This is a genomic window from Hymenobacter mucosus (genome assembly GCF_900188255.1).
GTDB lineage: Bacteria > Bacteroidota > Bacteroidia > Cytophagales > Hymenobacteraceae > Hymenobacter > Hymenobacter mucosus.
This window is the reverse complement of record NZ_FZNS01000002.1, coordinates 143,457-168,206: the sequence shown is the minus strand read 5'-3', so window position 1 is coordinate 168,206 and position 24,750 is coordinate 143,457. Positions and strand designations below refer to the sequence as shown.

At 51.8% G+C, this 24,750-nt stretch carries 17 protein-coding genes; 14 read left to right on the top strand and 3 right to left on the bottom strand.

The genetic code is table 11. The features are described from left to right. The first annotated feature begins 3 nt into the window (after positions 1-3). The 13 genes from CHB83_RS04680 to CHB83_RS04620 all read left to right on the top strand — a co-directional run bounded on the left by CHB83_RS04680 (position 4) and on the right by CHB83_RS04620 (position 17,779). Positions 4-1,338 (top strand): hypothetical protein, encoded by a 1,335-nt coding sequence (locus CHB83_RS04680; protein ID WP_045687816.1) that lies wholly within the window; start codon positions 4-6, stop codon positions 1,336-1,338. Between the two features lie 91 nt (positions 1,339-1,429). Beyond that, on the top strand, positions 1,430-2,506 hold the full coding sequence (locus CHB83_RS04675; protein ID WP_089331843.1) for a cytochrome c oxidase subunit II: 1,077 nt from the start codon (positions 1,430-1,432) through the stop codon (positions 2,504-2,506). Positions 2,507-2,530: 24 nt separating this feature from the next. Further along, positions 2,531-4,384, top strand: coding sequence for a cytochrome c oxidase subunit I (locus CHB83_RS04670; RefSeq protein ID WP_245855282.1), 1,854 nt, complete (start codon positions 2,531-2,533; stop codon positions 4,382-4,384). Positions 4,385-4,549: 165 nt separating this feature from the next. After that, positions 4,550-5,629, top strand: coding sequence for a COX15/CtaA family protein (locus CHB83_RS04665; protein ID WP_089331842.1), 1,080 nt, complete (start codon positions 4,550-4,552; stop codon positions 5,627-5,629). 53 nt (positions 5,630-5,682) lie between these two features. After that, the gene (gene cyoE, locus CHB83_RS04660; RefSeq protein WP_089332130.1) at positions 5,683-6,534 is read left to right on the top strand and encodes a heme o synthase; all 852 of its coding nucleotides are present in this window, start codon (positions 5,683-5,685) and stop codon (positions 6,532-6,534) included. A gap of 104 nt (positions 6,535-6,638) precedes the next feature. Next, positions 6,639-7,226 (top strand): cytochrome c oxidase subunit 3, encoded by a 588-nt coding sequence (locus CHB83_RS04655; protein WP_089331841.1) that lies wholly within the window; start codon positions 6,639-6,641, stop codon positions 7,224-7,226. A gap of 23 nt (positions 7,227-7,249) precedes the next feature. Next, the gene (locus CHB83_RS04650) at positions 7,250-8,023 is read left to right on the top strand and encodes a cytochrome c oxidase subunit 3 (protein WP_055562400.1); all 774 of its coding nucleotides are present in this window, start codon (positions 7,250-7,252) and stop codon (positions 8,021-8,023) included. Positions 8,024-8,108: 85 nt separating this feature from the next. Continuing rightward, positions 8,109-8,450: a cytochrome C oxidase subunit IV family protein gene (locus CHB83_RS04645; RefSeq protein WP_045687809.1), complete on the top strand. Its 342-nt coding sequence runs from the start codon at positions 8,109-8,111 to the stop codon at positions 8,448-8,450. 3 nt (positions 8,451-8,453) lie between these two features. After that, positions 8,454-9,110, top strand: a complete 657-nt coding sequence (locus tag CHB83_RS04640) for an SCO family protein (RefSeq protein ID WP_089331840.1) — start codon at positions 8,454-8,456, stop codon at positions 9,108-9,110. Then, positions 9,097-9,651, top strand: coding sequence for a DUF420 domain-containing protein (locus tag CHB83_RS04635; protein ID WP_045687807.1), 555 nt, complete (start codon positions 9,097-9,099; stop codon positions 9,649-9,651). Before CHB83_RS04640 ends, CHB83_RS04635 begins: the two co-directional genes overlap by 14 nt. Before the next feature lie 63 nt (positions 9,652-9,714). Then, complete coding sequence (locus tag CHB83_RS04630) at positions 9,715-9,975, top strand: hypothetical protein (RefSeq protein ID WP_045687806.1); 261 nt, start codon at positions 9,715-9,717, stop codon at positions 9,973-9,975. A 110-nt stretch (positions 9,976-10,085) separates the two neighbouring features. Then, positions 10,086-13,805: a sensor histidine kinase gene (locus CHB83_RS04625; RefSeq protein WP_143436993.1), complete on the top strand. Its 3,720-nt coding sequence runs from the start codon at positions 10,086-10,088 to the stop codon at positions 13,803-13,805. Positions 13,806-13,957: 152 nt separating this feature from the next. Beyond that, entirely contained in the window at positions 13,958-17,779 is a 3,822-nt protein-coding gene (locus CHB83_RS04620; protein ID WP_089331839.1) for a hypothetical protein, read from the top strand. Positions 17,780-17,921: 142 nt separating this feature from the next. Here CHB83_RS04620 and CHB83_RS04615 read toward each other — a convergent pair whose 3' ends face one another. After that, on the bottom strand, positions 17,922-20,051 hold the full coding sequence (locus tag CHB83_RS04615; RefSeq protein ID WP_179225454.1) for a beta-N-acetylhexosaminidase: 2,130 nt from the start codon (positions 20,049-20,051) through the stop codon (positions 17,922-17,924). A 125-nt stretch (positions 20,052-20,176) separates the two neighbouring features. Between CHB83_RS04615 and CHB83_RS04610 the strand changes: the two genes are divergently transcribed. Continuing rightward, entirely contained in the window at positions 20,177-21,970 is a 1,794-nt protein-coding gene (locus tag CHB83_RS04610) for a hypothetical protein (protein ID WP_089331837.1), read from the top strand. 12 nt (positions 21,971-21,982) lie between these two features. On the opposite strand, the gene CHB83_RS04605 is transcribed toward CHB83_RS04610, so the two are convergent. Next, entirely contained in the window at positions 21,983-23,341 is a 1,359-nt protein-coding gene (locus tag CHB83_RS04605) for a DUF58 domain-containing protein (RefSeq protein WP_089331836.1), read from the bottom strand. Between the two features lie 118 nt (positions 23,342-23,459). Further along, a complete protein-coding gene (locus tag CHB83_RS04600) occupies positions 23,460-24,431 on the bottom strand; it encodes an AAA family ATPase (RefSeq protein ID WP_394340140.1) in 972 nt (323 codons plus the stop codon). Positions 24,432-24,750 lie beyond the last annotated feature (319 nt).

Here is a 24,750-nt window from a genome sequence, read left to right as displayed (position 1 = left end):
GATATGGCAACTCTGACGCATCACGAAAGCGCCACGGCTGAATACCTAGAGGTTTCGCCCCGCGCTCGTAAAACTTTCATCTCCATCATCGTTGCTGGTGTTGTACTGTTAGCCATTGGTTTGATAGTAGCAGCATTTGGTATTGGAGCTGAGCACCATGAAGGAGCGGCAGCTGCTCATGGAGCTGCATCCGCTCATGGAGCAGGCCATGAAGGCACTGGTCATCATGGTAGCCCTTCTTGGCTGAAACGCCTGATTGTAAGTTTATGGCACAGCAATGTGTTCTTTACCGGCGTTTCGGTAGTGGGCACAGTATTCATGGCTATCCAATATGTTGCTTATGCTGGATGGTCAGTGCTGATCAAGCGCGTAAATGAAGCTCTCAGCGCATGGGTACTGCCTGGTGGTGTATTAATGGTTCTCATTTTCGGACTAGGCTTAATCAACAACGATATCTTTCACTGGACACTGCCTGGCATTATGACCAAAGGCAGCGCTACTTATGATGCTATCATTGCTGGCAAGTCAGGTTTCTTGAGCGTTCCATTCTACCTGATTCGGACCATTTCTTATGTAGTAATATGGGTGGTATTCACCAATAAGCTTCGTTCCTTATCTCTAGCTGAGGACCTGAACGGTGGCACTGAATACTTTCATAAGAGCATTACTGCTTCAGCTCTGTTCTTAGTACTGTTTGCAGTAACCTCCTCAATGTCGGCATGGGACTGGGTGATGTCAATTGATACGCACTGGTTTTCGACGATGTTTGGTTGGTATGTATTCGCTTCTTGGTGGGTATCAGGAATTGCTGCTACCACTCTATGCGTAATCTTCCTCAAGCAGGCTGGTTATCTGCGCTTCGTGCAAGCAGGCCATCTGCATGACTTGGGTAAGTTCATGTTTGGCTTCAGCATTTTTTGGACTTACGTATGGTTCGCCCAGTTTATGTTGATTTGGTACGCAAACTTGCCCGAGGAATCTGTGTACTACAACCAGCGTTTGGGTGGTTTTAACAACCAGTACACTTGGATCTTCTTTTTCAATCTGCTTATCAACTTTGCTTTCCCCTTTCTTGTTCTAATGACTAGGGATGCAAAGCGTCAAATGATCATGTTGAAAATCGTTTCTATTGCCATCTTGATTGGTCACTGGTTCGATTTTTATTTAATGATCATGCCAGCAACTATGCAGGCTGAGAATGGGTTTATCATTGAGATTGGTACTGCTATGGTTTTCCTTGGCTCTTTCCTCCTCCTGATAACTAAGCGCCTCTCACAGGCTTCGTTGATCCCCATTCATCATCCTTTCTTGGATGAAAGTGTGCATCACACGACCTGATTTTAGACCTGAGTAAAGAGAAGCGAGAGTAGATCCTCTATCTCTCGCTTCTCTTTACTCACTTCTCAGTTTTCACTTCTACATACAGATAATGACTGCTCTTGGTATTCTTCTGGTGCTGGTGTTGCTGCTGGTCGTGTTTGGCCTGCTGTTTCGCCTCCAGATCCTCACCTCAATCTTCTCGGGTAGCTCTACACGTGAGATAGGGGTTAGTAATCGCGTTAATGCTATTTTATTCATCATCTTTTTGGTGGTGGGTGGTTCAGCATTCGCTTGGTCCTTCGTCGATAACTTCGATGCTATGAACCCACCCATTGCCTCTGTTCATGGTCATGCCACTGAGCGGATGTTCTGGACAACCATGATTATCCTGGGTATTGTATTTACGCTGACGCAGATTTTGCTGTTCGTGTACTCATACAAATACCAGCATAAGGAAGGCCGTCGGGCTTTCTTCTTCCCTCATAACAACAAGATTGAAATTATCTGGACGCTGATTCCAGCGGTGGTAATGGCTGCTCTTGTATTTGCAGGCTGGAAAGAGTGGTCACGTATTACTGGTCCTGCGCCTCAGAATGCTGTGGTTGTAGAAGTAATGGGTAAGCAGTTTGGATGGCTTCTTCGTTACCCTGGTCGCGACTCTAACTTAGGCGTAGTTAACTACCGCCTAATTGATGCGACAAACGACTTCGGTCTCGACTTGAGCGACAAAAGCTCATTAGATGATATCACTTTCCCATCAGGTGAATTGCACGTTCCGAAAGGTATTCCAGTGCTTTTAAAGATTCGTTCGCGTGACGTTCTGCACGCTGTATATATGCCTCACTTCCGTGTGCAGATGTATGCAGTACCAGGTATGCCCACAAAGTTTTGGTTTACTCCTACCAAAACTACTGATGAGATGCGTGCTCAAACTGGTAACCCCAAGTTCAACTATGAGCTTGCTTGCAATCAAATTTGCGGCCGCGGGCACTTTGCTATGAAACTGAACATTGTAGTAGAGGAACCAGAAGACTACGTTGCTTGGCTAAGCCAGCAGAAGTCGTTCACGGAACAAAACCCTGATGTTTTGGCTAGCTTCAAACAGAAGTCGAGTGGTTTGACTCCGAAAGCTGAGGCTGCTCCTGCCGCCGCTGCTGTAGTTCCTGCCGCCAAGGCTTCGCTTTAATTCATCTAAACGCACGCTTCTTACATGGCTGCTAACCTTCCTACTCACGCGCAAGTGCAAGGCGGCATCGGAGTGACCGAACCTGGTCACGACGTGCACGAGCACCACGACGAGCATCACGAGCAGAGTTTTCTGCAGAAGTACATTTTCAGTACCGACCACAAGGTTATTGCTAAGCAATTCCTGATTACAGGTATCTTTTGGGCTATCCTAGGTGGTACTTTATCTAGCCTGTTCCGCCTGCAACTCGGCTGGCCAGAGTCTACTTTGGAGTGGCTTAGCCCATTTTTAGGCAAATGGATTGAGGCAGGTAAGCTGAATCCAGAGTTCTACTTGGCCTTGGTAACCATGCATGGTACCATCATGGTGTTCTTCGTGCTGACTGCTGGTCTTTCAGGAACGTTCTCTAACTTCCTAATTCCTCTACAGATTGGCGCCCGCGATATGGCTTCGGGCTTTATGAACATGCTTTCGTATTGGTTCTTCTTCCTGTCGAGCGTGGTTATGTTCTTGTCTCTGTTCTTGGAGACAGGTCCTGCCGCAGCAGGTTGGACAATCTATCCTCCTCTGAGTGCATTGCCGCAAGCAATTCCTGGCTCAGGTATGGGTATGACGATGTGGCTTGTGTCAATGGCTCTGTTCATTGTATCGCAGTTGCTAGGTGGTGTTAATTATATCACTACTGTTATCAACCTGCGTACCCAGGGAATGAGCATGAGTAAACTGCCGCTTACTATCTGGTCTTTCTTCTTGACCGCAGTACTAGGTCTGCTTTCATTCCCTGTGTTGTTCTCGGCTGCCTTGCTGCTAATCTTTGACCGTTCTTTCGGTACTTCCTTCTTCCTCTCTGACATCTACATTGCTGGCCAGGCTCTACCGAACACGGGTGGTTCGCCAATTCTATTCCAGCACTTGTTCTGGTTCCTAGGTCACCCTGAGGTGTATATCGTTATCATGCCTGCGATGGGTATGGTGTCGGAAATTATGGCCACCAATGCTCGTAAGCCTATTTTCGGCTATCGTGCAATGATTGGGTCACTTTTAGGTATCTCGTTACTGTCGTTCGTTGTGTGGGCTCACCACATGTTCGTAACAGGTATGAACCCCTTCTTAGGATCGGTGTTCATGTTCTTGACGTTGATTATTGCAGTTCCTTCCGCAGTAAAAACGTTCAACTGGCTAGCTACTTTGTGGCGTGGTAATATCCGCTTCACTACTGCAATGCTATTCAGCATTGGCTTTGTGTCTCTGTTCATTGCTGGTGGTTTGACGGGTATTGTACTCGGTAACGCTGCTCTTGACATCCAAATGCACAATACTTACTTCGTGGTAGCTCACTTCCACTTAGTAATGGGTTCTTCTGCTTTCTTCGGCCTGTGGGCTGGTGTTTACCACTGGTTCCCGAAAATGTTTGGTCGTATGATGGATGAGAAGCTAGGGTATGTACACTTCTGGCTCACTTTCTTGGGTGTATATCTGGTATTCCTGCCTATGCACTATGTAGGTATTGCTGGCTTCCCACGTCGTTACTACTCTTGGACTGGCTTCGATACTTTTAGCCAGTTTGCTAACCTGAACAAGTTCATTTCGGTGGCTGCAATCCTGGCGTTCTTCGCCCAATTTGTATTCATCTTCAACTTCTTCTACAGCATCTTCCGTGGCCGTCGTGCTAGCGAAAACCCTTGGCGTTCTACTACGCTGGAGTGGACTACCCCAGTAGTTCCGGGTCACGGCAACTGGCCCGGCGCTATCCCAGCTGTTCACCGTTGGCCTTATGATTATAGCAAGCCAGGTGCAGCTGATGATTTCATTCCTCAACACGTACCGTACTCTCAGACACAATCGTCTAATTTACCGTACGAGCGTGAGATGGAATAATCATAAGTAGTGTTAATCCTCTGAAACGGGCCGCTGTATTTACGGCGGCCCGTTTTGCTATTTTCAAGAGGGACCCCGGCCTCGGCAAAGCCGGGCCGGGGTCCTTCTCTCGTTCTGAGGTAAATCAGACCAGCATAACGCTAGTACATAAATAATTCGGCAAATATGTCAACTCCCAGCTTTGTGCTGCGCTTCCGATTTGTGGGCATCCTGACGGTTGTGGCGGTATATGTTCTAATATTGGTAGGAGGGATAGTCCGGAGCACAGGCTCAGGTATGGGCTGTCCTGATTGGCCTAAGTGCTTTGGTACATGGATACCACCTACCCAAGTAGGCCAACTGCCTCCTAACTATAAGGAGGTGTATACTGCACGAAGGGTGGAAAAGAATAAGAAGCTTGCTGCCAAGCTTGAGCGTATGGGCTTTCACCAAGTAGCAGGTGATATTTTTGCCCATCCAACGCAGTATATCGAGACGGACTTCAACCCTGTGAAGACGTGGATTGAGTACGTTAACCGGTTGGTGGGAGCCCTTATTGGCGTTTTTGTGTTTCTTACAGTAGTGTTTGCATTGCCTTATTGGAAGCGCGACAGAGTGGTCTTTTGGCTTGCCTTGGCATCTTTTCTATTGACAGGAATACAAGGCTGGCTTGGCTCCCTTGTTGTATCTACTAATCTGCTGCCTGTCATGGTTACTATCCATATGGGGTTAGCACTAGTAATTGTAGCAATGCTAATTTATGCCGTAGAACGTTCACAACGTGAGTACAGAACAGTGGAACGTGTGCGGGCACTACCAGGACTTGTTGGATGGTTGTGGGTAAGCGCGCTGCTTACGTTTATGCAAATTGTCTTGGGTACTCAGGTCCGGGAGGAAGTAGACATGGTTGCATTTGCTGCTAACTATCTAAACCGCACAGAGTGGGTAGAGCAGCTAGGTTCTATTTTCAAAATACACCGTACATTTTCAGCTGTATTGCTGCTACTAAACGTGTACATAGCCTACCGGCTTTATCTGCTGCCCTCAAAACGCCTACATCGGTTGGCTACAGCAGTGTTAGCTTGTATTGGACTTGAAATAGTAGCGGGCATTACTCTCGCGTATTTTGCACTGCCAGCTATAGTGCAGCCAGTGCACCTGACGGTAGCAACCTTGCTATTCGGCTCCCAATTTCTAGCTCTTATTGCTTACCGTCGAGCTACTAAGTTGCAACAGCAGGCTAGTACTCCGGCGGTTGTTGCGTAACTTTGCGGCCCCGTTCCGGGAGGGTTTCGCTCGGCCATTTGTTTGTACAGTTGATGACTAAAGCCAGGGCTTTCTTTCAGTTACTTAAATTCCGGTTGGCGCTAACGGTAGCCTTTTCAAGTGCTATCGGTTACCTTCTCGGAGCCCACGAGCTGGACTTTAGCCGGGCCCTATTGGTATTGGTAGGGGGATTGGCTGTAACAGGTTCAGCTAATACTATCAATCAGATTTTCGAGAAAGACTTAGATAAGCTGATGAAACGTACGGCCAAGCGACCTATTCCGCTTGGCATAGTCAGTATTCGTGAGGCATGGGTATTCACGGCAGTGCTAGGGGTAGTAGGGTTAGGACTGCTGACGTATTTCTTCAATCCATTGGCTGCGGCTCTTTCTCTACTTTCGCTAATTCTCTACGGCTTTGTCTATACTCCTCTAAAAACTATCTCGCCCATCTGCGTGGCTGTAGGTGCTATTCCTGGCGGCATGCCTCCACTTATTGGGTGGGTGGCAGCTACAGGGTTCTTAGGCGTAGAAGGGTGGATTCTATTTGGAATCCAGTTTATGTGGCAATTTCCTCACTTCTGGGCCATTGCCTGGGTGTTGGACGACGATTATAAAAAAGCTGGCTTCAAAATGCTCCCTACTCCTGGCGGTAAGGATTTGCGCACGGCTATTCAAATCATGACTTATACCATGGTGTTGATTCCGCTGAGCCTGTTGCCTTTTTACTTTGGCATGACTAGCACAACATACCCGATGGTAGCTGCTATCTGTGGTGTGCTATTCCTCATGCAAACCTTCTACTTGATGCGTACTGTCAGCAAGAAGGCTGCTATGAGCATCATGTTTGGCTCGTTTCTGTATTTGCCAATTGTGCAGATAGCTTTGGTTCTTGATAAAATGTAATGACCTCTGGGAGTAAGGAATTATGATGGGCGAGATGAGACAAACTCTCATACCGTTATGTTATAAAGTCATACTTCTTTCCTGCATCTTTCACGCTCAGCCCTATGCATACTGCTGAAACTTTGAATACCAAGGAGCCGTCTACGGGCATTCACCCTACGCGCTTCTTGTTGATGTTGATGATCGTCAGCATCTTCATGATTTTTGCCGCTTACACGAGTGCTTACATCGTTCGGCGCAACGAGGGTAACTGGCTTGAGTTTGACCTGCCAGCTGGCTTCTTAATTACATCCCTCATTATTGTACTGAGTTCAGTTACAGTACAGTGGGCTTGGTTTGCTGCTCGCAAGGACGAACTCAATCAAGTTCGCTTGGCTCTGGCCTTGACCTTGACCTTCGGGGTGGCATTTTTAGTTGGTCAGTGGCTCCTCTGGGGGCAATTGGTAGATAGTCGTATCTTTTTTGGGGGTACAGACTCTAACCCTTCTGGCTCATTTCTGTATGTACTTACTGGTGTACACGGTTTTCACTTGATTACAGGCCTCATCTTTTTGCTGGTGGTGCTACGTAAAAGCTTTAAGTATCAGGTGCATTCCCGCCAAATGCTCTCAATAGGTAATGTCACTATCTACTGGCACTTCCTTGGGGCTCTTTGGTTGTACCTGTATTTGTTCCTACTTTTGAACCACTAGATTTTCGTCAACCCCCGCACGCTATGTCCACCATTTCCACGACGCAGACGATTCCTGATTCCGCCCTGGATAAGCCGCGCACCGGCACCTGGGACGGCGGAAACGAGCCCTTCAAAGCGAGCTACGGCAAGCTAATGATGTGGTTCTTCCTGCTGTCGGACGCTTTCACGTTCGCCGCCTTCCTAACCACTTATGGCCTTATCCGTCATCGCTATGCCGCGTATGATGAGAAAATCCATGGCGCCTTCAAGTTCTCCTCGGACTACTGGCCAATTCCTGACAAGGTGTTCAACGCCTTCCCTGGAATGGGCCACGCAGATGTTCCACTAGGATTTGTGGCTCTGATGACCATGATTCTCATCTTTAGCTCGGTTACTATGGTACTGGCTGTGGAAGCAGGACATCGGATGGATAAGAAGGACGTCCAGAAATGGCTGTTGTGGACTATTTTGTTTGGTGCTACCTTCTTGTGCTCTCAGGCTTGGGAGTGGAGTCACTTCATCGGTGGCCATGAAGAAGGAACCAAGATGGCTGATGGTACTGTGTTCCACGGTGCTAACTTGGCTATGAACCAATACGGTCCAGTGCTGTTTGGCGACCTGTTCTTCTTCATTACTGGTTTCCACGGTACGCACGTGTTTTCCGGCGTTTGCTTGTTGGTGTGGTCTTTCATTGCTACCACCAACGGTACCTTCGAGAAGCGAGGGCACTACGAAATGGTGGAGAAAATTGGTCTTTACTGGCACTTTGTAGACTTGGTGTGGGTGTTTGTATTCACCTTCTTCTACCTAGTTTAAAAACACCTGACTGCTGATGATAAGGGCACCCCCTCTTATTGTCAGCAGTCGGCTTTTGTACTTCAAATTTCATCACAACACTCATATGGCTCATCACGCCCCTGCAGCCGATACACACGTAGGAGAGATTCCGAAGCCAAACACCGGCTGGATCTGGAAAACGTTCTTTGTCCTTGTTGGTATTACCGCACTGGAATTCGTGTTCGTGTTCTTCATGGATCCGGGTACTATGCGTAATGCTATCTTCATTATCCTGACCATCTTCAAAGCTTTCTTCATCGTAGCTGAATTCATGCACTTAAAGCATGAAACGAAAGGGTTGATCTGGACCATTCTTATTCCCATGGCGCTGCTGATCTGGCTGCTGGTTGCCCTAATTACTGAGGGTAACGCCATCGGAGCTGCCGTCCACAACTTTCTTAACTAAAGAATGCGGCCGGCACAGACGTTGCTGCTGGGCCTAATTCTGCTAGTTCCGGTACTGGCCTTTCTGTTTCTGAAAAGCTTCGGTACAAACCGTTACGCGCTGCCAACCTTCCTACCTGACCACGTGGACTCCACGCAGGTGAGCGGAAAGTGGCAGCGCGATACTGTTTTTCACCAAATTGGTGACTTCCGATTTCCGTCTCAAGCCGGGCGAGAGATAACTCAAGCGGAGTTAGCAGATAAGGGCCTCTATGTGGCTAATTTCTTTTCCACAACCTGCTCCGGTATCTGTCCGCAGGTTAGTGCGCAACTTTCGCGAGTACAAGAGAAGTTCCGGCAGGAACCTAGAGTACGGCTTGCATCTTTCACGGTAGATCCAACTCATGACTCCATAGCAGTGCTGGCTCGCTATGCGGAGCAGTATGGCGCTATTGCTGGCAAGTGGTTTTTTCTTACTGGCAACCAAGCAGGTCTCAATCAATTGGCTGCGCGTGAGTTTCGTTTGTCTATGGAAGGTAGTAGCCTAGTTCAAAGCCAGAAGATCTTTCTGGTAGACAAGAACCGGCAGGTGAGAGGGATGTATGACGGAACCAGCGAAAAGGAAATAAATCGGCTCATCACCGAAATTGGCGTGTTGCTCTACACCTATGACCACGAATAATACGGCCACTAACCCTGGCAATTTTACAAAGTACAAAGTACTAGCCGCGGTGCTAGGCGCAGTAATTCCAATAGCAGTTGCTATTCTGTATTACTTTCCAAACGTGTTCCGCATTGAAGGAGCGCAAGTGAAAGCGTTGCCAGCCGTAAATGCAGCATTAAATTCCCTAACGGCTGTCTTTCTGATGTTAGGGTATTACTTCATCCGGCGCAAAGAGGTGGCGAAGCACCGGGCCATGATGGGCATAGCTTTCTTGCTAGGCTCCTTGTTTTTGGTGTCGTATGTAGCGTATCACTCGCAGGTAGAAAGCACTAAGTTTGGTGGTGAAGGAGCAATCCGGTTTGTGTATTACTTCATTCTACTAACTCACATTGTGCTGGCCGCTATAACTGTAGGGTTAGTATTGTTTACGTTGTACTTCGCCCTTACCGAGCAGTTTCAAAAGCATCGTCGTATTGCCCGTTGGACGTATCCCATCTGGCTATATGTGTCCGTAACAGGGGTTATTGTATACTTCATGATTGCGCCCTATTATACCTGAGAGCGTGATTCACCTTTCTGCTTCTAGCAGGAAACTTTGCCGGGATGCCGGTGTTATTTAACCATGAAAAAGGCTGCTACTACCGGATTGATTGCATTTGTACTAGGCTTGCTGCTTAGTGCTTTGCCCCTGCAAGTGCAGGCTCAGTGCACTATGTGTAAAACACAGGTGGAGGCCTCGCGTCAGGAAAAGGACGGCTACGATACTACGGGCCTCAACAAAGGGATTCTATACCTAATGACGATTCCGTATGTGCTTATAGGCACGGTGGGGTACTTCTGGTATCGTAATAGCAAGAGAAAGAAAATTGCGGGCAGCCGCTAATACCATGACCTTCGCTGTAGATCGGCGCTAAAAGGTTGATAAATAGGAAATGCCGCCCTTTGGCGGCATTTTTGTTGACAGCTTGTCTGTCCTGTGCTTTCTCTTATCCGTTGAAATTCGTACGCCTTTCTCCTGTCCTGTTACTGGTGCTGGCCATGCTATGCTTTGTGGGTGCTTACCTAAGCAACCGCTATGCACAGACGCCGCTCGTAATGCTACGCACTGCTACAGCCCGGTTGCAAACAGCGGTACTTGATGCGGAGCTGTTAGGAGAACACGAAGCTGATAACTTGGCGCAGGAGCTCGTTGCAAACAAGATTCGGTTTCAAACGCTGACGGGTAGCACTACATATCCGGTCTTCGTATTCCGGGGCGAGCGTTTGCTATTTTGGTCAGAACACACCGTCCGGCCGGAGCCCGAGCATGCAACCCAGCAGTTTGACGATAAGCTGGCAGAAACCAAGTTCGGTAAGTTCTTGGTGCTTCGCCGGGTAGCGGGGCCCTACGTGATTCTGACGTACGTACCACTTGAAATTACTTACGGCATTAGCAACCGCTACCTGCGGGAGGGTACCAATAACGCCCTTTTTCAAAACCTGAATGTTCGCCTACTAGTAGAAACTACGCCCTCTGCTCGCCCGCGTATCTATTCGGAAGAGGGTACCTACTTGTTTTCAATTGAAAGCCTACAGGATGACCCTATTACAGGCCGCTACCTCCCATTAGGGCTCCTGTTGCTCGGGTTCGGCCTATATGTATTAGGATGGTCGCGGCTGGCTCAGCGCTTCTTTCAGCAGGGGCAAACGTGGCAGGGTGTCGTAGCGGTGCTGCTACCTCTGGTAGCATTTCGGGCAGGAATGCTTTCCTTGGGGTTGCCCTTCTCCTTTATCGAGGTGCGTCTCTTCGACCCTCGTTTATATGCTGCTTCCTGGCTTTCTCCCTCGCTGGGCGACTTACTGCTGAACGCCATAGTGTTGATTATAGCGGCTATTTACGGCTTGCTGCTGTTTCGGCGGTATGGGCTACTGCGTCGGGTGTGGCAGGTAAAAGACTGGCGACAGCGCGTAGCATTAGGGGCCGTGGCAGTACTGGGGTTTTATGGCTTATTAGAACTTCTATTCGACTTTTATTCCAGCAGCTTCAACAATTCCCTGCTGGTACTCGACATCACCCAGGATATTCAGATTAGTACCTTCAAGATCCTGCTGGCACTAGCCATAGCCCTTCATACGGGGGGGTATTTGATGGGCTTCTATATTCTTTCCCAAGTATTTGTGGGAATTGTGCGGCCATCTACCCGCCGTACGGGACTGGTGCTGCTGCTGCTTTGCACCGTGTTGTTCTTGCCGGTGGGTCTAGCCATTGGGGAAGTGCATAGTACGTTGCTGGGCATTACGCTGCTGTTTTTCCTGGTACTGCGCTTTACTGGGTTAAAGTCAGCGGGGGCAGTGCTACCGTATCAGCTGTACCTATTTATCTTCCTAATGCTGGGCTTAAGCTCTGGTATTGGCGCGCTGGCTCTGTATGAGCACTTTGATAGACAGCTTCTGCTCAACAAGCAAACCATTGCCAGCAATTTGCTGGTCGATAATGACTTGCAGGGGGAATATCTGCTGGCCGAACGAGCCCTGGACATGTCGCACGACTTGGGTTTACGGGTGATGTTGACTAGCCCCTTCGTAAACCAAGACCTGATTCGGCAGAAAGTGGCGAAATACCACTTGCGAGGGTATTTCGATAAGTACGAAGTAGCCATAACGCTATTTGGAACCAATGATTTGGCCGTAGGAATGCCCGGCAATTTGGCGCAGATGCAGCAGTATCTGTTGCGTCAGGCAGTACCTACCGAGCATCCTAATATCTACTTGCTTCGGAGCGGCGCCGCATCGTTCGTGAGCCGACGCTACGCGGCCTTCGTGCCAGTACCCTCCGCCGATGGTGATACCAGCCACATTGTACTGGAACTCTCCCTGAAGAAACTAACTGCCAACAGTGTAGTGCCAGAACTGTTGGTTGACCAGAAATTCTTTCAGCCTGGTCTTGGCACCGAGCTTAGTTACGCAGGCTACGAAAACGGGCAATTGGTGTACAACGAAGGCGACTTTGACTATATCAATAAGCTTACCCCAGCCCAACTACAGCTTCCCAAACTGTACACAACGGGTCTTTCCGTGGATGGCTTTCAGCACTTGGGCGTTAAGGGCACGGCTGGTCGAGTAGTCGTTGTAACCACCGCCATGTACTCGTTTGGCGATTGGCTAGCCAACTTTTCCTTTCTGTTTCTACTGCATACCGTGTTCTGGGTGGCTGGCATTGGGGGCTACCTGTTGGTGCGGGGGCGGTACGTGGAGGTGCTCCGGACTAATTTCAGTACGAAGATTCAGCTCTTTCTTAATGTAGGTATTCTGGTGCCGCTCATCATCGTGAGTATCGCTACTGCCAGTCAGGTAACTAACTCCTACAAGCGGGATTTGCTACGCAACTATCAACGACGGGGGCAGGCAGTACAGGAAAACCTACTGAAGAACAGCTCCCTACTAGCAGACTCAGCCGACCGAGCCGAACTGGTCGATCTTGCCGAAAACGTATCCTCGCTCACCGAGACCGACCTTAATCTATACGATTCGCACGGTGAGTTGCTCGTTAGCAGTCAGCCTCTCATCTTTGAGTCGGGCCTGCTGAGTACCCTCATGAACCCGCAGGCAGTAGCGGCACTAGCAGAGGAGGGGCAACCCCGTCGGCTGCTCACGGAACGGGCCGGTACACTTTCGTTTAATTCCCTCTACTTGCCCCTGCGTGCGGCAGCTATCCAGCCGGGAAGGCCTGGGGAGGTGCTGGGGTACGTTGGTATTCCCTTCTTCGATTCGGAAAAAGACCTCGATAATAAGCTGACGGAGCTTATTTCCACTATCCTGAACATCTTCACGGTGATGTTCATCTTATTCTTAGGGTTGGCTTTCCTGGCTTCGCGCATTCTCACACAACCGTTAAAAATCATCACCGAGAAGCTGAAGCAGACTACCCTGACGGGCCAGAACGAGATGCTGGTGTACGACTCAGAGGATGAAATTGGGCTGCTCGTACGTGAGTACAACCAAATGCTGCTGAAGCTGGAGGAAAGCAAGCAGGAGCTAGCCGCGCAGGAAAAGGAAGCTGCTTGGCGCGAGATGGCGCGGCAAGTGGCCCACGAAATCAAGAACCCGCTTACGCCCATGAAGCTGAGCTTGCAGTTCCTGCAGAAAGCCATTCAGGAGCGGCGTGCGAATGCGGAGGAACTAATCAGTCGAATTTCCCAGACGCTCATCACTCAGATTGACGTGCTATCTGACATTGCTACCTCATTCAGCACGTTTACCAACCTGCCTGCAATGCGGCCCGAGCGGCTGGATGTCGTGCCCGTTATACGCCGCTGCGTAGGCCTCCACCAAGGTAGTAGCCAAGCCACTATTGGTTTGGAGCTGCCCGAGGACGCTGACACGGGGCGCTACGTGGTATTTGCGGATGAAAACTTATTGGTGAGAACCTTCAACAACTTGCTTATAAATGCCCTGCAAGCCGTGCCCTCTACCCGCCAGCCCGTTATTGAGGTGAAGCTAGCGACGTGCGATGCTAGTCGTATTCGAATCTGTATTCAGGATAATGGCACGGGGATTCCGGCGGAGGTTCGAGACAAGGTATTCGTCCCTAATTTTACCACAAAGGAGAAGGGGTCTGGTATTGGTTTAGCAGTAGCACGCCGGGGTATCGAAAGTGCCGGCGGGCGTATTTGGTTTGAAACGGAAGAGGAGCAAGGAACCCTGTTTTGCATTGAACTGCCACTGGCTGGCTAGGTACCAGAGGAAACCGATCATCTACTCATCTGCTATTTATCCTGCTCGTGGGTATATGCTGAGCTACGGCCAATCAATAGAGGCTACCTGGCACGAATTCAGTGGAGTTTATCGTTGTGTAGCCGCCACATTTCGCGTCGTAATGCCACTGCATGATTAGCAGCTTTCCGCACTATTTCCTGCGCTTTTGGGGGCTGCTGGTAGTATGGCTGGGCTGCGTAGGAATGGTACGAGCGCAGCAACCTAACCAGCCGCCCAATACTAGGCGGTGCGTATGGGTACGGCTGCCTGCCGGGCGCGATACGGTAGATTTCACTTTGCGCGACACCCTCACCATTGTTCCCGCCTCAGTGAGCCATGAGGGACGGGCGTTGAGTTACAACGCCCGTACCAACCAGTACCGCTACGTGCGGCCGGCTACTCGTTTCCCATCGCCTGAGCCCGGCCAACCCGATTTACTGCTAACAAGCGGCCCCGACTCCGTGCTGGTCTGCTACCGGGTGCTGCCAGTACAATTGTCGGCGGCTCGCTACCTGCGGGCCCGCACCCAGATGGACAGCCTAGATTTCCGGCAACGCGTATTTGGGACGGAAGATTTTGCGGTAAAAGAGCAGATTCTGAGTACGCCCGGCATCAACAAAACCGGAAACCTGTCGCGTGGGGTGTCGTTCGGCAACGCGCAGAATGTATTCGTCAACTCCTCTCTTAACCTGCAACTGGAAGGTCGTCTCACAGACCAGATTACCCTCACTGCGGCTATTTCCGACCAGAACGTGCCCTTTCAGCCGGAGGGCAATACGCAACAACTGCAGGAGTTTGACCGCATCTATATCACACTTACCCATCCGCGCTGGAGCCTGACCGCTGGCGACGTAGTACTCCGCAACAAACCCGATTACTTTCTGAAGTTTTACAAGAACATTCAGGGCGCAGCCCTAGAAGCCAACTTTGGAAAATTACCTACGGGCGGATTTGGGGGCGGCGCCATTGGGCCGGGCATCAGTAATTCGCAGCTACTACCTTATTCCTTGGCGAGTGGTACTAGCACTGGCACTTTTGCTACCAGTCCCCCGACGGTGCCTACGCCGCCAGGGGTTGGGGGGCAGGCGGGTACTACCCCGGAGGAGCGTAGCCAAACGGTAACTACTGCTGGTGCCGCTACGGGTGCGCCCCGCCCTGCAACCCCGGGCCCAGGGGTGCGGGGCTTACTCAGCGGGCCCACGTTTGCCACAACCACTGCGGCAGCCGGCGTGGCCAAGGGAAAGTTTGCTAGTATTGAAGTAACCCCGTTGGAAAACGTGCAGGGCCCGTACCGCCTTCGAGGACCCAATGGCGAGCAGTTTATCATTGTATTGGCCAACTCCGAGCGGGTGTATCTTGATGGCCGGCTGATGGTGCGAGGCTTCAACTACGACTATACCATCGACTACAATCAGGCGGAGGTCACATTTTCGCCTCAGCATTTGATAACGCGCAATTCTCGCATTCGAATTGACTTCGAATACTCTGACTTTAACTATGCGCGTTCGTTGTTTCAGGCGAGCCACTACCAGCAGATTGGCCGATTGCAGGTCCACGCGAATTTCTACCGGGAGGCCGATAACCCAGACAACTCGCCCAACCTCACGCTGACGGACGATGATAAGGCCCTGCTGCGGACCATCGGCGACAACGTGAGCCGAGCCGTGACAGATGGTGCTACTGTTGCCGAGTACGACCGGCGGCAGGTGCAGTATAACCGGGAAGAGCGCACCGTGAATGGGCAGCTAGTAGAACTATTTACGTACCCGCCCGATTCATTACGCCAGGTATACACGGTGCGCTTCACAGAAGTAGGCGTCAACCAGGGTAGCTACGTGCTCAGTACACTAAATGCCAACGCCAACGGACGAGTGTACGACTTTGTAGGGGCCGGTTTGGGCAATTACGCTCCGGTGCGGGTGCTTCCTACGCCCATTCAAAAGCAGCTCGTGACGGTAGGCGCAAACTATCAGCTAGATGCCAACACAAGCGTCTTTCTGGATTTGGCGTCCTCCAACCTCGACTTGAACCGGTTTTCCGCAGAGTCAGCCGAAGGCCGGGCAATGCGGGTGGGCTATACCGTGCAAGATCGGGCCATCAACTTACCGGGGCTGCGGCAGTACAAGTTGCGGAGCACGCTCGATTACGAGTATACCAGCCACCGCTTTGCGCCCATTGACCGGTACCGCGACATTGAGTTTGACCGCAACTGGAGCACGAGCAGCACGCCTACTAACGTAACCGCTGCGCAGGCTCGGGAGGATAATATTCTGAATTTTGCGGTGGGCGCCGTGAAAGACGCCAACAACTCGCTGGGCTACCGGGTAAGTCGGCGCTACCGGGCAGGAGAAGTAAGCGGCCTGCAGCACTGGGTAGATGTAGCCCACCAAACCGGCAACGTGCAGCTACGCGGTAGTTTATTTCTGCTCAACTCGGAAGTAGGGCGCCGCCATTCTAGCTGGGCGCGGGGCGAAGCCACCGGGCGTTACGTGGGTGGCCCCGTGGTACCCGGCTACGCCTACCGGTTCGATAAAAACCGCGTAGCCCTTCCCAGTGGTGACTCGCTGACCTCAGCCAACTATTTTGATGAGCACGCCCTATTTGTGCAAAGCCGGGACTCCGCCCGTACCCGTTTCCGAGTAGACTATACCTACCGCCGCGACCAAACACCCACTACTGACCTGCGGGACTTGCAGGAGCGGGGTCGCGCTCAAACCTGGCAGGGTACGTTAGCCACGCACATAGGGCGCAATCAGGACTTGGCAATTCTGGCTACCTATCGCGACTTAAGTGCGCGCGACAGCGCCCGCCAACGAACCGTACTAAGCAAAATTGACTGGAACGCGACGCTGTTTCAGAACATGGTGCGCTCGGAGTTGAGCTATGCAGTAGCTACCGGCCGGGAACTGCGGCGCGACTATTCCTTTCTGGTAGTGCCTAACGGCCAGGGCACGCACTACTACGGTGGTGATGCCAACCGCAACGGTCGCCAGGATAAGGAAGAATTCTTTGAAGCTCAGACGGTGGATGCCCAGTACCGCACCCACATCAAGGTGTACCTGCCCACAGACGAGTATATCCTGGCCTTCACCAACCGATTCAGTTACCGCCTTACCACCAATGCACCGCGCGGCTGGCGGGAACTGCCCGGGGTACGGGGTTTTGTTGGGCGCTTTTCGGCCGTGAGTACCATTACTTTAGACCGCAAAACCACTGATAAAAGCCTGTCGTCGCGCCTAAACCCGTTTGCATTTCAGACGAATGATCCGCAACTACTCAGCTTAAATAAGCTGCTGCGTAATACGCTTTACTTCAACCGATCCAATCCAATTTTTGGGTCGGAATTCACCGTGCAGCAAGCTCAGCAGAAGGTGCTACTCAGCCAAGGCTCCGATACGCGCAACGTGGCCAGCCAGAGCCTGCTACTTCGGCGTACCCTAGCGCAGTCGTTCACGGGCCGCCTGACACTAACACGCAGCATCCGCCAAAACATCACCGACTACCTTGACACCCTTTATACCCGCAACTTTCGGTTGCTACAGTACGAGGTAGCGCCCGAAATCAGCTACCAGCCTACGCAGGCTCTGCGACTTACGGGTACATATTTGCGCACATCTAAGCAGAACACCCAGGAGGGGGAGTACCTTAATATCCGCGGTACTTTCGATGAGCTGGGACTAGAAACCCGCCTGAGCCAAGTAGGTAAGCGTACCCTCTCCGCCACGACGCGCTACGTACGCGTGGTATTTGATGGCGACGCAGGCGATGAATCCTCGCTCGTGGGTTTGGAAATTCTGAACGCGCTCCGCCCAGGTAGCAACTTCACCTGGAACCTCAACATGGAGCAGCGGCTCAGTAACGGCCTCAATATTACACTAGCCTACGACGGACGTAAAGCTAATGGCCTGAGCGTAGTGCACACGGGTCGTATGCAGGTTTCCGTGCTGTTCTAGCACCCCGGCAGAGAGGTAAGCAACAAGCACAACTATACTACTTGAACTGCTACTATCTCCGTGGGCTGCTACTTATAAAGCGTGGCGGGGTAGGGAAAAGCAACTGATTGATCTGTTGGAGCTACTTCAGTTGTCCTACCTATTATTTGACTTCTACCAAGCGCCGAATAGCGGGCACAACGGCTAGCTCAGTTTGACCAGCAGGTGCTTTGGCGGCATCTAGTTGCTTTAGTGCCGCTGCTTGCCAGGCAGCAGTAGGAGCTTGCCCTTTCTCTAGTTGCTCCAGGCGCTCCAGTGCTAGCGTAGCAATAGCTCTCAGTTGGCTAGATAAAGGGGCGTACTCCTGAAGAGTAGGGTTTTGCTGTAATACTGGCTGCACCAGCACATCATTGTTTTGCCACAGCCGGGCCTGAGTTGTGAGGTAGGCCAGCAGCGCCCGGCTAGGTTTACCCTGAAAACGGTCGGCAGTGGGTGCCAGCTTCAAGTACTCCAGCATTCCATCCACGGCAGTACCAAATTCTCGCGCCACGTCTGACTCCGCCGGGGCTGCATCTACTAGGCGGTTGAGAGGCGTTTGGGTAGTGTATTTGAAGCCCTGAAAGTGGCGTTTATATTCCTTTACCGGCTCCAGCACGTTAGCTAACGTGCGCAATGGCACTAGAGCGGTGGGAGTGCCAGCCAGTTGGCGTAGTAGCTGCTCAGGGGCGCGGCGGTGTTGTAGCCCCAAGGCCTCCAATTCCTTACTTACCAAAGCCAACCGACGATACATATCGGGTACATCGGTGATGGTGGCGCTGCTCCACAGTCGCTCCGCTACTGCGGCTGTGCGCGGCCAGATGCGCGAGTCGATGATGACTGAATCGGCAAACTCGGCCCACATGGTAGCTTCGCCACCTAGTATTAATTGCTTTTGCTCGTTGGTTAGCGGAGCGTCTTGTGGGAGTGGGTCATTGGCGTAGTGGGTAGCCGCGCTATAGTTCAGGTCAATATAATATCCATTGGAAAGGATGGCTGGGTGACCTTCTTTTACTGCATCGTAGAGCCCTTTTCGCCCCCGCCAACTCTGAATAACGGCATCAACTGGCAAACCGGGACCCAGAATTTCATCCCATCCTACCATTTTCTTCTGGTACCCGGTCAGCATTTGCAGTAAGCGGCGGTTGAAGGCCGTCTGCAGGGCGTGCTTATCCAGTTGGCCCTTGGCCGTCACCATCTTGTTGTCGCGCATGTACTGGGCAATGCGCGGGTTACGCTTCCAAAAGCGGCCATCGTTTTCATCGCCCCCAATGTGAAAGTAGGGGTCGGGAAACAAGGCCGTCATCTCCCCCAATAGAGTATTGAGTAGCTGATATGTGGTTTCCTTGGTAGGGTCAATAGCAATGTTGAGCACGCCCCAGCGCTTCGCTACGCCATAGGTGGAGTCGTTGGAGGCTAGTTCAGGATGAGCGGCTATCCAGGCGGTAGTATGGCCGGGCAAGTCAAACTCCGGTACCACCCGAATGCCACGGCGAGCGGCATAGCGCAGCACCTCGCGCACTTGCGCTTGCGTATAAAACTGTCCCTCGCCGCCAATAGTGTGCAGGCGAGGTAACACGTTGCTTTCCACTCGGAACCCTTGGTCGTCGGTTAGGTGCCAGTGGAGGACGTTCAGCTTGGTAGCCCACATGGCGTCCAGGTTGCGCTTGACCACGGCCACGGGCATAAAGTGCCGGGCAGCATCGAGCAGCAAGCCGCGCCAAGCAAAGCGAGGCTTATCAACAATATCTACTTCTGGCAGCCAAACAGCTCTTTTTTCTGTTGTAATTAACTGCCGCAACGTAGCCAAGCCATGCAACACACCTAGGTGAGTAGGCGCCGTAAGGGCTACCGCCATAGGTGTTACCCGTAGCGAGTACGATTCGTCCTCGCCTACTTGCAGCAAGTTGCCTATCCGTCCGTATTGAATAATCAAGTTGGCAGAGGGTAGGGGAGTAGTTAAGCGGGCCTGCCGTGCCATCTCCGCCGTAAAGGGGCGACCAGGCGTGAAACCTGGCAGCACTAACCGACTAACTAGCTCCGTAATAGCGGAGTCGGCAAGGGCAGTGCCCGCACCAAGCGCTTTTTGCTCGGGTTTGAAAACCTGCCAAGTAAAAGCCTGCTTCACTGCAAAACGCCCCTGGCCCCAAGTGGTTTGTAGGGGTACTGGCAGCAGTGCGCGGGTTTCGGAAGGCTGAGCCTTGAGAGGCTCACATAGCAAAAATAACAACAGAAGCAGAAGCGAGCGGATGGGCATTGGAAACGGGTGCAGGGCGGAAGGTGTGAGCCCCAAAGTAAGCAAGCTTCGGGCCGAGGCCAGAAACTGGCAGTTTTTTCTCATTTTGCAGCGCATTATGCCTTACGCTATTTTGTTTTTACTGCATGAAGTCGCCCTCTCGTTTGGCTTGGTTCTTTTGCTCTGTTTTTATCTTACTAGTTTCGTTTGGCTACTATCCGAAGTGGAATAAAAAGGGAACGGAGGCTCTGTTATCATGGGATGCGTATGGCTATTACATCTATCTGCCTGCTGTTTTCATTCACCACGACCTGAAAGATTTACGCTTTGGGGAGGGCGTCATTAAGGAATTCCAGCCGACCATTGCTTTTGATCAAGCGTTTCGCCCACCGGGCAGCAACCACTATGTGCTGAAGTATTCTTCGGGTATGGCCCTGCAGGAACTGCCATTCTTTATGGCAGCCCATGCGCTAGCTAAGCCCCTAGGGTATCCTGCCAATGGCCTTTCCGAACCGTACCAATTTGCGATTCAACTAGGTGGCGTATTAGTAGGCCTGTTAGGGTTAGCACTGGTACGTCGGGCGCTAGTACCGCGCTTTGGGGAGTGGCCTGCTGCACTAACTATGATTGTGTTAGTGCTAGGTTCCAACTATTTAGAGTATGCTGCCATAGGTGGTGCCATGACCCATATTTGGTTGTTTACGTGGTATGCAGTGTTACTTACACTTACTCCGAGTTTCTATCGTCGGCCCACTATGGGTCGGGCAGTGGCTATTGGTGCAGTAGTGGGCATCATGACGCTCACGCGCCCCACTGAAATCTTAGCTACGCTGCTCCCTTTATGCTGGGGCCTGCGACCTACCGCGGCAGCCTTTCGGGAACGGTTTCTGTTCTGGGGTCGGTACTGGCCTTATGGACTATGGGCTCTCGTAGGAGGTGCTGCCTTCGTACTAGTTCAGCCGTTGTACTGGCATTATGCTAGTGGCAACTGGATTGTGTATAGCTATCAAGATCAGGGCTTTAGTTGGCTGCGTCCTCATTTGTGGGAGGGGTTATTCAGTTACCGCGCAGGTTGGTTACTCTATTCGCCTCTGTTATTTACTGCTCTGTTTGGGTTTGGTGCACTTCGGCGGCAGGTTCCAGAGGCTTTTTGGGCCATGCTGGTGTTCACCATTCTGTTTATCTATGTCACCTTTGCTTGGGACATCTGGTGGTACGGCGGCTCATTGGGGCAGCGGGCAATGGTACAAAGCTACGCGGTACTGGCATGGCCAATGGCGGCCGCCTTGCGGTGGCTACTCGCTCGTCCTAAGGCAGCGCTAGCATACGCAGTAATGGCCCTACTGGGCTTCTACTATAATATCTGGATGACGCATCAGGCACACCGTGGTGGTTTGCTAACGGGTGAGATGAGTAGGGCTTACTTCTGGCACATCGTAGGGCGCTATAATGTGTCGCGCAATGCACGGCTGCTACTAGATAGCAATTCGGAATATACTGGCTCTACAAAAGATACCCGTGTACTATTAACCGAAGATTTTGAGCAGCAGCCCGCCGAAATGTGTGCCACGCCAGCCCTAGCAGGAAAATGTTCCTTGGTACTAGACAAAGACCACCAGAATAGCCCAGACTTTTCCGTTGACCTAAAGCCGGGCGACGTAAAGTGGTTACGCGCATCCGTACAGGCCCGCACAGATGAGCCAGTTTGGAATACCTGGGATATGACTCAGCTCTTTATAACTTTTCGTAAAGGAGATAAAGTAGTCAAGGAAAAGTCGGTGCGCCTACAGCGGGCGTTGGAATTAGGGTGGGCAAGTACGCTGCCAGTTGATATCAAGGCCCCGCAGGAGCCCTATGACCGGGTAACGGTGAAACTGTGGCACCCTAACACAACGCGCTTAGTGGTGGACGAACTGCGCTTGGAGGCATTCCCTCAGTAGGAAAGAGGCCACTTATAGTAAGCCTCGTGCCTTAAATTCCAAGTACCGATTGATGGTGTTGGCGGTAAGCTGCTGCGGGGGCGTGAGAAGGGCGTGAATGCCGTAGCGGTTGAGCTCCAACACAATCTGTCGCTTCTCCTGCGCAAATTTCTCGGCAATGGTTTGGTTGTACACGTCCTCCGTAGTAGCAGCTGGCGTTTCTAGGTATTCGCGCAGTTCGGTGTTCTCGAAAAACACTACCAGCAGCAAGTGAGACTTAGCCAAGCGGCGCAAATAAGGCAGTTGGCGCTGCATGGCACTGAGCGTCTCAAAATTGGTGAAAATAATCAGCAGGCTGCGTTGCCGAACCTGGGTACGGATTTGCGTGTAGAGCGCTTGGAAATCGGTTTCCAGATACTTAGTGCGCTGTTTGTAAAGTACCTCTAGCAACTTGCCCAAATGCCCCGGCCGGCGCTCAGCGGGCACTAGGCGGCCGGGTTTCTCGGCGAAAGTGAGTAAGCCCGCTTTATCATGCTTGAGCAACGCAATATTGCTGACTACCAGCGTGGCATTGATGGCGTAGTCTAATAAACTCAAGCCTTCGAATGGCATGCGCATTACCCGCCCTTTGTCAATGAGGCAATAGACTTGCTGGGCCCGCTCATCCTGGTAATGATTGACCACTAGAGCGTCGGCAGCCTCGGGCGTGGTTGCGCGGCGAGCGGTAGCCTTCCAGTTGAGAGCTCGTGGGTCGTCGCCGGGCACGTAGGGGCGGATCTGCTCGAATTCTTGACTGTGGCCCACTCGTCGGATGCGCTTCACTCCCACATCGGTAAGGCGGTTGTGTATGGCTAAGAGCTCATAGTGGCGCATCTGGAGAAACGACGGGTACACGGGCACCATCTGCTCTTGTCCGAACTGGAAGCGCCGGCGTACCAAGCCCACCGGAGAAGTTGCGAAGACATTCAGCAGGCCAAATACATACTCCCCACGCTTTACTGGCCGCAACTGGTAATGGATAACGTGGGTTTTCCCGGACTCTACTACCGCCCGAAACCGTACGTCGCGGCGCTGAAACTGGTGCGGAATCTCGTCAATAGTTGTCGTGCGAACCGCAAAGCGGTAGTAGTTCTCCAGGTAAATAGCCACGTCATTGTCGGAGCCATTAGCTAGCTTATCGCCCAGCACCCGGCGGCCAAATAGGGGGCCAGGGCTTCCAGCGCGGCTTGGACCATACAGAAGGCCAGCGTCCAGAGCCGTTAGTAGCACTAGCAGCCCCAGTACCACCTGCAGGGGAACCAGCAAGCTAGGTACCAGAAATGCTACTACAAGGCCCGCCACCAGCAGGCCCAGCACCAGGAAGAAGCGGCTGGTCAGGAAAAAGCTTTTCAAGCAAGTAGTTTGGTTAGCGCGCGCACTGCAGCAGGTCTATCTTACTGCTTATGTTATCTATAGTGCACAAATGGCTGGTGAGGCGGTCTTGGCAGGTAGCTGGTGCCATAGGCGGAGCCTACCGGGGCACCTCAATCTGTTGCATAATCTGCTTGACGATATCGTCCGTTGTGCCGCCCTCTATTTCGCGCTCAGGCGTAAGCTGAATGCGGTGGCGTAGGACAACGGGGGCCAAATACTGAATATCCTCCGGCGTCACGAAGTCGCGGCCACGCAAGGCAGCTAGGGCCTTGGCACCGTTTAGAAGGGCAATGGACGCCCGGGGCGAAGCTCCCAGATACAGGCCTTTGTGCGTCCGGGTTTGGCCAACCAAGCGGGCAATATATTCCAGTAGTTTGGGCTCGATGTGCTGCTGGCGTACCTGCTGGCGCATGTCGGCTAGTTGGTGGGCTGATAATACGGGCCGGACTACCTCCGTAGGTACGCCTCCAAAACCACTGTGGTGGCCTTGTAAAATAGCCACCTCCTCTTCGGTAGAAGGGTAGCCTACGTTGAGCTTAAATAAGAAGCGGTCAAGTTGAGCTTCCGGTAGGCGGTAGGTGCCCTCTTGCTCTACGGGGTTTTGAGTGGCCAAAACCAGGAAAGGCTCAGGCACCGGGTAGGTGGTACCATCCTGCGTAACATGGTGCTCTTCCATCACCTCAAACAAGGCCGATTGGGTCTTGGCCGGCGCCCGGTTGATTTCATCAATAAGCACCACGCTGGCGAAGATAGGACCGGGCCTGAATTCAAATTCGCCGCGTTGGGGCCGGAAAATAGAGGTGCCTAGTACGTCAGAAGGCATCAGATCGGGCGTGAACTGGAGGCGGCTGAAGGACACCTGCAGCGTACGAGCGAGCAATTTAGCGGTTAGGGTTTTGGCAACGCCTGGCACGCCTTCTAAAAGTATGTGCCCGCCGGCTAGCAGGGCTGTCAGCATCAACTCTACTACCTCGTGCTGGCCCACAATTACCTTCGCCAGCTCGCGTCGTACGGCCTCAGTAGCCGCCGAGAGCTGACTGAAATCGGTGCGTTGCCCAAAATCGGTCAGCGGAGCGAGGCCAGCGCTACTATCCACGTTCACGGCATCCGCAGTAGTGCCCTGGGCTAAGGGCGGAGTAGTAGGTTGAAGAGCGTCGGAGGAAGTATCTAGAGGGTTTTCCATAAGTTGCACTACAGAGAAAAGTACGCGAGAGTGTACCGGAATTATATAAATGTGTTCATTCTATATATACTTGAAAACACAGCTGGTAATGGCAAAAGTGCTTTCGCGGAATAGTTATATACTTGATAAGTTACAAAACGAGATACAATACAATTTTTTCATTTGGTAGATTACGCTGTTCAAGTTCGCTGGAAAGTAGGTAAGA

Coding starts and splice junctions, on each gene's coding strand:
- CHB83_RS04665 (WP_089331842.1), top strand. CDS start 4,550: ATGTCAACTCCCAGCTTTGTGCTGCGCTTCCGATTTGTGGGCATCCTG.
- CHB83_RS04615 (WP_179225454.1), bottom strand. CDS start 20,051: ATGCCCATCCGCTCGCTTCTGCTTCTGTTGTTATTTTTGCTATGTGAG.
- CHB83_RS04645 (WP_045687809.1), top strand. CDS start 8,109: ATGGCTCATCACGCCCCTGCAGCCGATACACACGTAGGAGAGATTCCG.
- CHB83_RS04630 (WP_045687806.1), top strand. CDS start 9,715: ATGAAAAAGGCTGCTACTACCGGATTGATTGCATTTGTACTAGGCTTG.
- CHB83_RS04650 (WP_055562400.1), top strand. CDS start 7,250: ATGTCCACCATTTCCACGACGCAGACGATTCCTGATTCCGCCCTGGAT.
- CHB83_RS04675 (WP_089331843.1), top strand. CDS start 1,430: ATGACTGCTCTTGGTATTCTTCTGGTGCTGGTGTTGCTGCTGGTCGTG.
- cyoE (WP_089332130.1), top strand. CDS start 5,683: ATGACTAAAGCCAGGGCTTTCTTTCAGTTACTTAAATTCCGGTTGGCG.
- CHB83_RS04640 (WP_089331840.1), top strand. CDS start 8,454: ATGCGGCCGGCACAGACGTTGCTGCTGGGCCTAATTCTGCTAGTTCCG.
- CHB83_RS04655 (WP_089331841.1), top strand. CDS start 6,639: ATGCATACTGCTGAAACTTTGAATACCAAGGAGCCGTCTACGGGCATT.
- CHB83_RS04635 (WP_045687807.1), top strand. CDS start 9,097: ATGACCACGAATAATACGGCCACTAACCCTGGCAATTTTACAAAGTAC.
- CHB83_RS04610 (WP_089331837.1), top strand. CDS start 20,177: ATGAAGTCGCCCTCTCGTTTGGCTTGGTTCTTTTGCTCTGTTTTTATC.
- CHB83_RS04670 (WP_245855282.1), top strand. CDS start 2,531: ATGGCTGCTAACCTTCCTACTCACGCGCAAGTGCAAGGCGGCATCGGA.
- CHB83_RS04680 (WP_045687816.1), top strand. CDS start 4: ATGGCAACTCTGACGCATCACGAAAGCGCCACGGCTGAATACCTAGAG.
- CHB83_RS04620 (WP_089331839.1), top strand. CDS start 13,958: ATGATTAGCAGCTTTCCGCACTATTTCCTGCGCTTTTGGGGGCTGCTG.